This window comes from Paraburkholderia aspalathi, assembly GCF_905220735.1.
GTDB classification, from domain to species: Bacteria; Pseudomonadota; Gammaproteobacteria; order Burkholderiales; family Burkholderiaceae; genus Paraburkholderia; species Paraburkholderia aspalathi.
Window position 1 is genome coordinate 1406454 of the sequence record NZ_CAJNBA010000002.1, and the last position, 13178, is coordinate 1419631.

The 13178-nt window shown below is 62.6% G+C and carries 11 protein-coding genes; 8 read left to right on the forward strand and 3 right to left on the reverse strand.

The features are described 5' to 3' along the window. Positions 1-458 precede the first annotated feature (458 nt). From thrC to KHO30_RS17065, 3 genes are all read right to left on the reverse strand, one after another. A complete protein-coding gene (gene thrC / locus KHO30_RS17055) occupies positions 459-1910 on the reverse strand; it encodes a threonine synthase (RefSeq protein ID WP_200564503.1) in 1452 nt (483 codons plus the stop codon). Positions 1911-1917: 7 nt separating this feature from the next. Further along, positions 1918-3249 (reverse strand): homoserine dehydrogenase, encoded by a 1332-nt coding sequence (locus KHO30_RS17060; RefSeq protein ID WP_211701647.1) that lies wholly within the window; start codon positions 3247-3249, stop codon positions 1918-1920. Between the two features lie 76 nt (positions 3250-3325). Continuing rightward, positions 3326-4573, reverse strand: coding sequence for a pyridoxal phosphate-dependent aminotransferase (locus tag KHO30_RS17065; RefSeq protein WP_093632628.1), 1248 nt, complete (start codon positions 4571-4573; stop codon positions 3326-3328). Positions 4574-4995: 422 nt separating this feature from the next. On the opposite strand from KHO30_RS17065, the gene KHO30_RS17070 reads away from it, so the two are divergent. The 8 genes from KHO30_RS17070 (at position 4996) to KHO30_RS17105 (ending at position 13092) form a co-directional block, all read left to right on the forward strand. Next, positions 4996-5370 carry an Mth938-like domain-containing protein gene (locus KHO30_RS17070; protein ID WP_093632627.1) on the forward strand — a complete coding sequence of 125 codons (375 nt, stop codon included), beginning with the start codon at positions 4996-4998 and terminating at the stop codon, positions 5368-5370. Between the two features lie 211 nt (positions 5371-5581). Further along, the gene (locus KHO30_RS17075; protein ID WP_211701648.1) at positions 5582-7345 is read left to right on the forward strand and encodes a glycosyltransferase family 39 protein; all 1764 of its coding nucleotides are present in this window, start codon (positions 5582-5584) and stop codon (positions 7343-7345) included. Positions 7346-7370: 25 nt separating this feature from the next. Further along, positions 7371-7742, forward strand: coding sequence for an SMR family transporter (locus KHO30_RS17080; RefSeq protein ID WP_054034531.1), 372 nt, complete (start codon positions 7371-7373; stop codon positions 7740-7742). Positions 7743-7999: 257 nt separating this feature from the next. Then, positions 8000-9151, forward strand: coding sequence for a DegT/DnrJ/EryC1/StrS family aminotransferase (locus tag KHO30_RS17085; protein WP_211701649.1), 1152 nt, complete (start codon positions 8000-8002; stop codon positions 9149-9151). Positions 9152-9157: 6 nt separating this feature from the next. Next, a complete protein-coding gene (locus KHO30_RS17090) occupies positions 9158-10201 on the forward strand; it encodes a glycosyltransferase (RefSeq protein WP_211701650.1) in 1044 nt (347 codons plus the stop codon). Continuing rightward, entirely contained in the window at positions 10198-11145 is a 948-nt protein-coding gene (locus KHO30_RS17095) for a formyltransferase (protein WP_200619911.1), read from the forward strand. Before KHO30_RS17090 ends, KHO30_RS17095 begins: the two co-directional genes overlap by 4 nt. Next, positions 11142-12188, forward strand: coding sequence for a bifunctional UDP-4-keto-pentose/UDP-xylose synthase (locus tag KHO30_RS17100; protein ID WP_093632622.1), 1047 nt, complete (start codon positions 11142-11144; stop codon positions 12186-12188). Before KHO30_RS17095 ends, KHO30_RS17100 begins: the two co-directional genes overlap by 4 nt. A gap of 10 nt (positions 12189-12198) precedes the next feature. Beyond that, positions 12199-13092, forward strand: coding sequence for a polysaccharide deacetylase family protein (locus tag KHO30_RS17105; RefSeq protein ID WP_211701651.1), 894 nt, complete (start codon positions 12199-12201; stop codon positions 13090-13092). Positions 13093-13178 lie beyond the last annotated feature (86 nt).

Sequence of the window (13178 nt, forward strand, 5' to 3'; positions counted from 1 at the left end):
TCTTCTGGTCTCGAAGCCGCTGGTTAAAGGAATATTGTAGCGGTCGAGCGTGGGGGCCGGTGGCGGGTGGGTGTTATGGTGGTTTTTTTGCCTGCTCGGCGGTTGTTTGTCCGTGTTCCTGGGGCTTTGGGCTTTCCTTGTTCTGGCTTTGGTGCCTTTCCTTGATTTTTTAGTGGTCTATTAGTGTTGCCCCTGTGCGGGGCGGCACTTACTTTCTTTGCCGCCGCAAAGAAAGATAAGCAAAGAAAGCGGCTCAAACCGCTAATGCTAAGTGGGCACCGTGGTCTGCCACGGGTAGTGGTGCATCTGGAATCTGTGTTCGTGCACCTGCATGCGCTTGTGACAAGGGCGTCATACTTCCGGCGGCGCTGCGCGCGCCGACGAGTATTTCTTTAAACCAATCTCCCCATCGCCCCCCGGCATCGAGCGTGACACCGTCGCGCTCGATGCTCGCGGTGTTATTCGCTCGTGTTTGCGACGATGTAGTCCTTCACGCGCTGCGCGTCCGCCGGGAGTACTTCGAATCGCTGCGGCAGCGATTCCAGGCCCGAGAATGCGGCGGGGCGCTCCGGTTCGCGTAGCAGCGCTTCGCGGATCGTTTCGCCGAACTTGATCGGTTGCGCCGTCTCCAGCACGATCATCGGGATGCCGGCCTGCAAATGCTCGCGTGCCACCTTCAGGCCGTCTGCCGTGTGCGTGTCGATCATCGTGTCGTAACGCTCGAAGACGTCGCGGATCGCGTCCACGCGGTCCTCGTGGCTGCTGCGGCCCGATACGAAACCGAATTCCTTCACTCGCGCAAAATCACCGCTTGCCGCCAGGTCGAAACCGCCCTTCTCTTCGACGTCGCGGAATAGTTGCAGCACGCGCGCCGGGTCGCGGCCCAGCAGGTCGAACACGAAACGCTCGAAGTTCGATGCCTTCGAAATGTCCATGCTCGGGCTGCTCGTGTGGTACGTCTCTGCTGCCTTGCGCACGCGGTAAATGCCCGTGCGGAAGAACTCGTCCAGTACGTCGTTTTCGTTCGTCGCGACCACCAGCTTCTCGATCGGCAAACCCATCATGCGCGCGATGTGGCCCGCACATACGTTGCCGAAATTGCCCGACGGCACCGTGAACGAGACGCGCTCGTCGTTCGACTTCGTCGCGGCAAAGTAGCCCTTGAAGTAGTACACGACCTGCGCCACGACGCGCGCCCAGTTGATCGAGTTGACCGTGCCGATCTTGTACTTCGCCTTGAACGCGTGGTCGTTCGAAACCGCCTTCACGATGTCCTGGGCGTCGTCGAACACGCCTTCGACCGCGATGTTGAAAATGTTCGGGTCCTGCAGGCTGTACATCTGTGCAGTCTGGAACGCGCTCATCTTCTTGTGCGGCGAGAGCATGAAGACGCTGATGCCTTTCTTGCCGCGCATCGCGTATTCCGCTGCGCTGCCGGTGTCGCCCGAGGTTGCGCCCAAGATGTTCAGCGTCTCGCCGTGTCTGGCCAGCGCGTACTCAAACAGGTTGCCGATCAGTTGCATCGCCATGTCCTTGAACGCGAGCGTCGGACCGTTCGACAGTTCCAGTAGCGACAGCGGCGCGCCGTTCTCGACGCCCAGCGTCTTCAACGGCGTGATTTGCGCGGCGCTTTCGTCGTCGCGCACGTGGCAATACGTCTCGGCCGTGTAGGTCTTGCGCGTCAGCGCGCGCAGGTCTTCGGCGGGGATGTCGTCGCTGAATTTCGACAGGATTTCGAACGCGAGATCCGCGTACGGCAGCGTGCGCCAGCGCGCCAGTTCGTCAGCCGTGACGCGCGGATATTCCGCCGGCAGATACAGGCCGCCGTCTTTCGCAAGACCGCCCAGCAGAATGTCGGAAAACGTATGGCGCTCGCCGGCTCCGGCGCCGCGCGTAGAGAGGTAGTTCATATTCGGCCTAGTTCAGCGCTTCCATGCGCAGCTTCGTGACTTGCGAGACAACGGTCTTCAGCGCTTCGATCGTCTTGATCGCCGCGTTGACGTTCTTTTCAACCGTTTCGTGCGTAATCAGGATGATGTCGGTTTCGCCCTTGCCGTTCGCGTCGACCTGCTCCGATTCCTTCTGCAGCAGCGCGTCGATCGAAATGCCCCGATCCGCGAGGATGCGCGTGATGTCGGCCAGCACGCCCGTCACGTCAGCCACGCGCAGGCGCAGGTAGTAGCCGCTCGTCACTTCGTCGATCGGCAGGATCGGCGTGCTCGACAGGCTGTCCGGCTGGAACGCCAGATGCGGCACGCGATGCTCCGGGTCCGCCGTATGCAGACGCGTCACGTCGACCAGATCGGCCACCACGGCGGAAGCCGTCGGCTCCGCGCCCGCGCCCTTGCCGTAGTAAAGCGTGGAGCCCACCGCGTCGCCGTGCACGACGACCGCGTTCATCGCCCCTTCCACGTTCGCCAGCAGGCGTTTTTCCGGAATCAGCGTGGGATGCACGCGCAATTCGATGCCCTTGTCCGTACGGCGCGAGATGCCAAGCAGCTTGATGCGGTAGCCAAGTTCTTCAGCGTATTTGATGTCGATTGCAGCCAGCTTGCTGATGCCTTCGACGTACGCCTTGTCGAACTGCACCGGCACGCCGAACGCGATCGCGCTCATGATCGTCGCCTTGTGGGCGGCGTCCACGCCTTCGATGTCGAAAGTCGGATCGGCTTCGGCGTAACCCAGCTCCTGGGCGGCCTTCAAGGCGGTCGCGAAGTCGAGCCCGCGGTCGCGCATCTCCGAGAGGATGTAGTTCGTCGTGCCGTTGATGATGCCGGCGATGTACTGGATGCGATTGGCCGTGAGCCCTTCGCGCAGCGCCTTGATGATCGGAATGCCACCCGCCACCGCCGCCTCGAACGCCACCATCACGCCGTTGGCGCGCGCCGCTTCGAAAATCTCCGTACCGTGCACGGCGAGCAGCGCCTTGTTGGCGGTGACCACATGCTTGCGGTTCTTGATCGCGCGTAGGACGAGGTCGCGCGCAACGCCCGTGCCGCCGATCATTTCCGCCACGATATCGATCGACGGATCGTCCACCAGCGCGTTGAAGTCATCGGTCAGCGCCACGGTGCCGGCTTCGCTGCCGAGTGCCGCAGTCGCCTTGGCGGGATTGCGCACGGCAATGCGCGCAATCTCAATGCCGCGGCCCGCGCGGCGTTTGATTTCTTCCTGATTGCGGCGCAGTACCGTGAAGGTGCCGCTGCCTACCGTGCCGAAGCCCAGCAGTCCAACTTTGATCGGTTCCATGCAGCGTGTGTTTTCGAGTAAGGGATTAAAAGGAAACTGGGGCTGACAGCGGCGCGCGCCGGGCGCGCCGTCCATCTCAAGCCGTGTGGCGTTTGCGGTAGCCGTCGAGGAAGCGCGCGATCCGGTTGATCGAATCCGCGAGGTCGTCCACGTTCGGCAGGAACACGACGCGGAAGTGATCCGGCGTCTTCCAGTTGAAACCGGTGCCTTGAACCAGCAGCACGCGCTCTTCCAGCAGGAGGTCGAGGATGAACTGCTGGTCGTCCTGGATCGGATAAATCTTCGGATCGAGGCGCGGGAACATATACAGCGCAGCCTCGGGCTTCACGCAACTCACGCCGGGGATGGCCGTCAGCATGTCATACGCGAGTTCGCGCTGTTTGTACAGGCGCCCGCTCGGCACGATCAGGTCGTTGATGCTCTGATAGCCGCCGAGCGCGGTCTGGATCGCGTACTGGCCGGGCACGTTCGGACACAGCCGCATCGAGGCCAGAATGCCGAGCCCTTCGAAGTAGTCTTTGCCATTGCGGCGATTCTCGCCGGTCAGGCCCGAAATGAACATCCAGCCTGCGCGGTAGCCGCACGAACGGTAACTCTTCGAGAGGCTGTTAAATGTGACAGTGAGCACGTCTTCTGAGAGCGCGGCCACTGACGTGTGCTTCTTGCCGTCGTAGACGATCTTGTCGTAGACCTCGTCGGCAAAGATCACGAGGCCATGCTGGCGGGCGATCTCGATCAGGCCGAGCAGTAGTTCGTCCGAGTACAGCGCGCCGGTGGGGTTGTTCGGATTGATGACGACGAGCGCACGCGTATTCGGCGTGATTTTCGCGCGAATGTCGTCCAGATCGGGCATCCAGCTATTCGATTCGTCACAGATGTAATGCACCGGCGTGCCGCCCGAAAGGCTGACGCCCGCGGTCCACAACGGGTAGTCCGGCGCGGGCAGCAAGACTTCGTCGCCGTCGTTCAGGAGGCCCTGCAGCGCCATCACAATCAGCTCGGAGGCACCGTTGCCGATGTAAATGTCGTCCAGTTCGACGCCGTGCACGCCCTTTTGCTGCGTGTAATGCATGATCGCCTTGCGCGCGGCGAACACACCCTTGGAATCCGAGTAGCCGGACGAGCCCGGCAGATTCAGGATCATGTCCTGGATGATTTCATCCGGCGCGTCAAAGCCGAACGGCGCGAGATTGCCGATGTTCAGCTTGATGATGCGGTGGCCCTCTTCTTCGAGGCGCTTCGCATGTTCGAGGACGGGCCCGCGAATGTCGTAGCAGACATTCAACAACTTGTTGGATTTGAGAATCGGTTTCACGGCGGGCACTTCATCCTGTTGATGGGCTTGGGCGAACAAGCGGGGGCGGAAAAACCGGGACCCGGGCAAGTCCGCCGATACGGGGAATTATGACGCGGCACGCTCGCCAGAGACGAGAAAAGCAGACGAAATGCAGGCAAAACCAGGGCAGGTAGCCGATGGGCCGCGCCCGTCCTCTCAGGGCGGCTTATGACAGCACATGAGGGGGCACTCGAGCGAGGGGCGCCGCAAGGCGGCTAAAAAGTTATAATTTAGCGGATTTTGGCCGACTTCCGCAATGCACCAACCGCAACGGCAAGGCTTTTCGGCCGCTTCTGTGTCACTCGCTGTGCCACTCGCGTGTCCCACTCGCGTCAAACCGCCCTGCTTCCGTTCTGCCAGGTCAGGCCGCCAACACGCATGATGTCTCACGACGACTTCGGAAAACGAATTTGAAATTACATCAGGATTCCAGCGGCGCCCTCAATACTGTCACCGGTTACGGCGCCGGCTATGTCGAAATCAATCTGGTGCGCCACGCCGGCAGCATTCTCCTGCTGCCGGAAGCCCCGGTTATCCCCTGGCCCGTCTCCTCGTTCGAAGACCTGAGCGCCGAGCACTTCGCCATGCTGGTGGACGCCGCGCCCGAAGTGGTCATATTCGGCAGCGGTGAGCGCCTGCGCTTTCCCCATCCGCGCCTGACCGCCGCGCTCACCGCCAAACGCATCGGCGTCGAAACGATGGACTTCAAGGCCGCCTGCCGCACCTACAACATTCTGATGGCCGAGGGCCGCAAGGTCGCGGCCGCGTTGCTGATCGAAGGCTAGAGGCGGCGGGCAGCGAGCGTTTGCCTGACGTGCCGACAGCGGCCGCGAGGCATGGCAGCCGCCGCGTGCGCATCGCCGGACCGGCCGCGCGCCCTCGCCGCGCCACGGCCGATAACGTACACTGCGCGCCATTGGCGCCATGCTGGCGATCGCCATTTTCAGATAACACTGCCTCGCTGCCCACGCGGCGTCGCCAACAAGGTTGAAATTCATGAACGATACGCCGACGAGGCTACCGCTCAACCGCACCACGATCCTGCTGCTGGTGCTGGCCCTCGCCGTAATCTGGTTCGTGCCGCTCGGCTGGCGGCATCTGCTGCCGAGCGACGAAGGCCGCTACGCCGAAATGGCGCGCGAAATGTTCGTCACCGGCGACTGGATCACCCCGCGCTACAACGGCTACAAGTATTTTGAGAAGCCACCGCTGCAAACCTGGCTCAACGCGCTCACGTTCGCGTGGTTCGGCATCGGCGAATGGCAGGCGCGCCTCTACACCGCGCTGACGGGCTTTGCCGGCGTGCTGTTGATCGGTTTCACCGGTGCGCGCGTGTTCAATGCGGCGACCGGCGTGTTCGCGGCGATCGTGCTGGCCACGTCGCCGTACTGGAACCTGATGGGCCACTTCAACACGCTCGACATGGGCCTGTCGTTCTGGATGGAACTGACGCTCTGCGCGCTGCTGCTCGCGCAGCGCGCCAACCTGCCGACGGCCAACGTGCGGGCATGGATGTGGGTGTGCTGGGGGGCGATGGCGCTGGCGGTACTGTCCAAGGGCCTCGTCGGCGTGATCCTGCCAGGTGCGGTGCTGGTGCTGTACACCCTCGTCGCACGCGACTGGGCCGTATGGAAGCGCCTGCATCTGATCGGCGGCCTGATCGTGTTCTTCGCGATCGTCACGCCATGGTTCGTGCTGGTGCAGCAACGCAACCCGGAATTCCTGAACTTCTTCTTCATCGTTCAACAATTCAAGCGCTATCTGACGCCTGAACAGAACCGCCCGGGGCCGTTCTACTATTTCGTGCCGGTGCTGCTGGTCGGCTTCCTGCCGTGGTTGTCGGTGACCTTCCAGAGCGTGCGCCATGCGTGGCGCCTGCCGCGCCAGCCGAACGGCTTCGCGCCGGTCACGCTGATGCTGGTGTGGACCGCGTTCATCTTTCTGTTCTTCAGCGCATCCCACTCCAAGCTGCTCTCATACACGCTGCCGATCGCGCCGTCGATTGCCCTGGTGATCGGCATGTACCTGCCGCTCGTCACCCGTGACCAGTTGCGCCGCCATCTGGCCGGCTATGCGCTATTTCTCGTCGTGGCCGCGTTTGCCGCGCTGTTCATGGCGCGCTTCGGCAACGCGCGCAACCCGACCGAGCTGTACGTCGAATACCGCACCTGGGTGCTGGCCGCCCTCGGCGCCGCCTTCGTGGTCACGCTGTTCGCGCTGTGGCTGAACCGCCGCAGCCGCGTTGGCACGCTTGGCGCCGTCGCGAGTTTTGGCGCGGCGTGGCTGCTGCTCGGCACGATCGCAGGCACGGGTCACGACGTGTTCGGCCGCCTGAGTTCCGGCGCGCCGCTCGCGCCCGCGATCAAGGCCGAGATCGCGAAGTTGCCGGCCGATACGCCGTTCTACTCGGTCGGCGTGCTCGACCATACGATGCCGTTCTACGTCGACCACACGATGATCATGGTCGAACATCCAGACGAACTGGCGTTCGGCATATCCGTCGAACCGCAGAAATGGGTGCCGACGGTCGACGCGTGGGTCGAGCGCTGGAAGGCCGATCGCTATGCGCTCGCGCTGATCCCGCCGTCAACTTACGACAAGCTGCTCAAAGAAGGCCTGCCGATGCAGGTGATCGCGCGCGACTCCCGCCGGGTGGTGGTGACGAAGCCCGCGGCGGCGCCCACGCCCGCATCCGGCGCAGCCACGCAGACCACACCGGCGCCCGACACCCCCGCGCCAGTGGAAAAACCACAACAATGACCCCATCTCAGGAACTGACCGTTCGATGAACCCGATTTCGCTCTTTTGTATCCTCGCTGGCGTCACGTTGAACGCCGGTGCGCAGTTGCTGCTCAAAGCCGGAACGAATGCCGTTGGACACTTCGAATTCACCCGTGCGAACATCCTGCCCATCGCCTTTCGCCTCGCGACCCAACCGCCGATCATCGGCGGGCTGGCCTGTTATGTGATCAGCGTGGGCGTATGGGTGATCGGACTCTCGCGGGTGGACGTGTCGATCGCCTATCCGATGCTGTCGCTCGGATACGTCGTCAACGCGTTCGCGGCGTGGTATCTATTCGGCGAAGTGATGTCGGTGCAGAAGCTGGTGGGGATCGGCGTCATCCTGATCGGCGTGGTCGTCCTGGCGCGCAGCTAGGCGGCACGGCCCCGGCAGCGCTGTGCCGGGCACGATTTATTACCGTTTATTGCGCTGCACCGATGCACGCGCCGCGAAAATGCCGGCGGAAAAAGATGCGGTAAGCCGGGCACCGCCGCCGGCTAAGTAAAACGTAAGCTTGGCCGCGGTAAGCTTGGCGGTTGCGCCCTTTTTAGTCGTGGCCTTGGGTTTGCGCGTAGTTTGTGATCTACTTCGCGCCCTTCGGGTTGCGCCCCTTTCAATCGAGCGAAGCATTCATGAGCCAGTCAACAGTCCCGTTTTTGCCGTTTGTCAAACCTGAGATCGATGAAGAAACGATTCAGGGCGTCGCCGACGTGCTCCGCTCCGGTTGGATCACCACCGGCCCGCAGAACCAGAAGTTCGAAGCGGCGTTGTCCGAGTTCTGCGGCGGCCGTCCGGTGCGCACGTTCAATTCCGGCACCGCGACGCTCGAAATCGGCCTGCGCATCGCCGGTGTGGGCGAAGGCGACGAAGTCATCACCACCCCCGCCTCGTGGGTTGCGACCAGCAATGTGGTCTACGAAGTCGGCGCGACGCCGGTGTTCGTCGACATCGATCCGGTGACTCGCAACATCGACCTGGATCTGTTGGAAAAGGCCATCACGCCGCGCACCAAGGCGATCATTCCGGTGTACCTGTCGGGCCTGCCGGTCGACATGGACCGGCTGTACGAGATTGCCCGCGCCCACAAGCTGCGCGTGATCGAAGACGCCGCGCAGGCGTTCGGCTCGACGTGGAAAGGCGAGCGCATCGGCAAGCTCGGCGATATCGTCTCGTTCAGCTTTCACGCGAACAAGAATCTGACCTCGATCGAAGGCGGCGCACTGGTGCTGAACAATGAGGAAGAAGCCATCCTCGCGCAGAAGTACCGCCTGCAAGGGATCACCCGCACCGGCTTTGACTGCATGGACTGCGACCTGCTGGGCGGCAAGTACAACCTGACGGACGTTGCCGCGCGTGTCGGCCTTGGCCAGATGCCGCATCTCGAACGCTTCATTGCGCAGCGCAAGAAACTGGCGCGCGCGTACTTCGCGGGCTTCGAAGGCGGCGCGGCGGCCAAACTGGGCGTCGGCCTGCCGCTGGCGGATTTTGAAAACAGCAACTGGCACATGTTCCTGATCACGCTGCCGCTCGAAAAACTCTCGATCGACCGCGCCGGCTTCATGGGTCAGTTGAAGGAACGCGGCATCGGTTCGGGCGTGCACTACCCGGCGATCCATCTGTTCTCGCTGTATCGCGCAAAGGGCTTCAAGGAGGGCATGTTCCCGCACGCGGAGCGCTATGGCGCCAGCACGGTCACGCTGCCGCTGTTCACGCTGATGAATGAGGGCGACGTGGAGCGGGTCTGCCGCGCGGTCAATGAAATTTGCGAACAATACGGAAAATAAGCGGAAATGATTTATTCGGAACATCGCGCCGTCGCACCGGAAGTGTCGATCATCATCCCGGTGTACAACGAGGAAGCCGGGCTGGCCGCGCTGTTCGCGCGCCTCTACCCGGCGCTCGACGCGCTCGGCACCGGTTATGAAGTGATCTTCATCAACGACGGCAGCCGCGACAAATCCCCCGCGCTGCTCGCCGATCAGTTCCGCGCCCGGCCCGACACGACCCGTGTGATTCTGCTGAACGGCAACTACGGCCAGCACATGGCGATTCTGGCGGGCTTCGAACAATCGCGCGGCGAGATCGTGATCACGCTCGACGCCGACCTGCAGAATCCGCCGGAAGAAATCAGCAAGCTGGTCAACAAGATGCGCGAAGGCTACGACTACGTCGGCACGATCCGTCTGCAACGCCAGGACAGCTTGTGGCGCCGCAAGGCGTCGCGCGCAATGAACCGTCTGCGCGAGCGCATCACCCGCATCAAGATGACCGACCAGGGCTGCATGCTGCGCGCGTACAGCCGGCACATCATCGACACGATCAATCGCTGCGGTGAAATCAACACCTTCATTCCGGCACTCGCGTACACGTTCTCGCAGAATCCGGTCGAGATCGAAGTCGCGCACGAAGAGCGTTTTGCCGGCGAGTCGAAGTACTCACTGTATTCGCTGATCCGTTTGAATTTCGACCTCGTCACCGGTTTCTCGGTAGTGCCGCTGCAATGGCTATCGTTCATTGGCGTGATCCTGTCGCTTGGATCCGCGGCGCTGTTCGTGCTGCTGCTGATTCGGCGCTTTATCATCGGCGCGGAAGTGCAAGGTGTGTTCACGCTGTTCGCTGTCATCTTCTTCCTGCTTGGCGTGATCATCTTCGCGTTGGGCCTGCTGGGTGAATACATCGGCCGGATTTATCAGCAGGTGCGCGCGCGTCCGCGTTATCTGGTGCAGACGATTCTCGAGCAGCGCGACGGCACCACCGTCACCGAAGCGCCGCGTCAGGCGGTTGTGCAAGCCGTGCAGGCCGCGCCGCTGATCGATCAGGACCCAAATCCATGAAGCCGCGCGCCGTCGTTTTCGCGTATCACAACGTCGGCGTGCGCTGCCTGCAGGTGCTGCTCGCGCGTGGCGTCGACGTGGCGCTGGTCGTCACGCATGAGGACAGCCCGACCGAAAACATCTGGTTCGGCAGTGTCGCCTCGGTTGCGGCCGAGCACGGCATTCCCGTCGTCACGCCGGCCGATCCGAAGAGCCCGGAACTGCGCAGCGCGGTGAGCGCCGCGCGCCCGGACTTCATCTTCTCGTTCTACTACCGCCACATGTTGCCGGTCGACCTGCTGGCGCTCGCCGCTCGGGGCGCTTACAACATGCACGGCTCGCTTCTGCCGAAGTACCGCGGCCGCGTGCCGACCAACTGGGCGGTGATCCACGGCGAAACCGAAACCGGCGCGACGCTGCACGAAATGGCCGCCAAGCCCGACGCGGGCGCGATCATCGCGCAAACGCCGGTGCCGATCCTGCCCGACGACACCGCCGCGCAAGTGTTCGACAAAGTCACGGTGGCTGCGGAACAAACGTTGTGGCGCGTGCTCCCGGCGCTGCTTGCGGGCGAAGCGCCACATCTGCCGAACGATCTGGCGCACGGCAGCTACTATGGCGGGCGCAAGCCTGAGGACGGCCGGATCGACTGGACGCAAGCCGCGCAGCAGGTCTACAACCTGATCCGCGCGGTCGCGCCGCCCTATCCCGGCGCGTTTACGGATCTCGAAGGCCACCGTTTCATCATCGCCCGTGCGCGTCTGGCTCAGCCCGGCGCGCTTCGCTCGGATTTGCCCCCGGGCCTGCACGTAAGCGATAATGCCGTTTTTGCGATATGCGGCGACGGTCGCTCGATCGCCATCCACGAATTGCGGCACCTGCACGACGGCAGCGAAACCGTCGTTACCCCGTCCGAATTCGCCCGGCTCATCCAAACTCCCCTCGAAACTCCCCGTTACTCATGAAAAAAGTCCTGATTCTGGGTGTGAACGGCTTCATTGGCCATCACCTGTCCAAACGCATTCTCGAAACGACCGATTGGGAAGTCTTCGGGATGGACATGCAGACCGAACGTCTGGGTGACCTGATCAACCATGAGCGGATGCACTTCTTCGAAGGCGACATCACGATCAACAAGGAGTGGGTGGAATATCACATCAAGAAGTGCGATGTGATCCTGCCGCTGGTCGCGATCGCCACGCCCGCCACGTACGTGAAGCAACCGCTGCGCGTGTTCGAACTCGACTTCGAAGCGAACCTGCCGATCGTGCGTTCGGCCGTCAAGTACGGTAAGCACCTCGTGTTCCCGTCGACCTCCGAGGTCTACGGCATGTGCACGGACGAGCAGTTCGATCCGGAAGAGTCGCAACTGTCGTACGGCCCGATCAACAAGCCGCGCTGGATCTACGCGTGCTCGAAGCAGTTGATGGACCGCGTGATCTGGGGTTACGGCATGGAAGGCCTGAACTTCACGCTGTTCCGTCCGTTCAACTGGATCGGCCCGGGCCTCGATTCGATCTACACGCCGAAGGAAGGCAGCTCGCGCGTGGTCACGCAGTTCCTCGGCCACATTGTGCGCGGCGAGAACATCAGCCTCGTGGACGGCGGCGCACAAAAGCGTGCGTTCACGGACATCGACGACGGCATCGGCGCACTGATGAAGATCATCGAAAACAAGGACGGCGTCGCCACGGGCAAGATCTACAACATCGGCAACCCGACCAACAACTTCTCGGTGCGCGAGCTCGCGCACAAGATGCTGACGCTGGCCGCCGAATTCCCGGAATACGCCGAACTGGCCAAGAAGGTGCAGCTGGTCGAAACGTCCTCGGGCGCCTACTACGGTGCGGGCTACCAGGACGTGCAGAACCGCGTGCCGAAGATCGACAACACGATGCAGGAACTCGGCTGGGCGCCGAAGTCGACCTTCGACGAAGCGCTGCGCAAGATTTTCGAAGCGTATCGTGGCCACGTCGCCGAAGCGCGCGCCCTCGTCGAACAACAATAAGGCCTGATCCTTGGCTCGTATCGTCCTGAAGATCGACGTCGACACGCTGCGCGGCACCCGCGAAGGCGTGCCGAATCTCGCGCGCATCTTCGACCGCTTCAAGGCGCGCGCCACTTTCCTCTTCAGCCTCGGGCCCGACCACACCGGTTGGGCGATGCGCCGCGTGTTGCGGCCGGGCTTTCTGAAGAAGGTGTCGCGTACCTCGGTGGTCGAACATTACGGCATCAGGCAATTGATGTACGGCGTGCTGCTGCCGGGTCCGGATATCGGCGTGAAAACTGCCGCGGAAATGCGCGCGATTCACGAGGCCGGTTTCGAATGCGGCATCCACACCTGGGACCACGTGTACTGGCAGGACAACGTGCGTTCGCAAGATCAGGAGTGGACCGAGAAGCAGATGCAGAAGAGCTTCAACCGCTTCGTCGCGATCTTCGGCGCGCCGCCCGTCACTCACGGTGCGGCGGGCTGGCAGATGAACGGACATGCGTTCGAGCAGATCGACGCGTGGGGCATGCACTACGCGTCCGACGGGCGCGGCCACTCGCCGTATCTGCCGGTGGTCGACGGCCGGCAACTGTCGCACGTACAGATGCCCACCACGCTGCCCACGCTCGACGAAGTACTGGGTGTGGATGGGGTCGACGAGCACACCGTCGCCGCATGGATGTTGAAGCACACCGAAAACAATCCGCACGATCAGGTGTTTACGCTGCACGCGGAGCTCGAAGGACAAAAGCTCGCGCCGATTTTCGAACAGCTGCTGGAAGGCTGGCGGGCGCAAGGTCATACCTTCGCGACCATGGGTGATTACTACGCCACGCTAGACCGCAGCACGCTGCCATCGTACCCTGTTACGTGGGGCGAAATTCCAGGTCGCTCCGGCGAGTTGATTGTCCAGCCCTGACTGGCCAATCTCTCGCCGGCGCTGACGACCAGGCCGCGCGAGCGACCACCACACGCGCCAGTCGCCCTCCCCGAAAGCCTCGATGC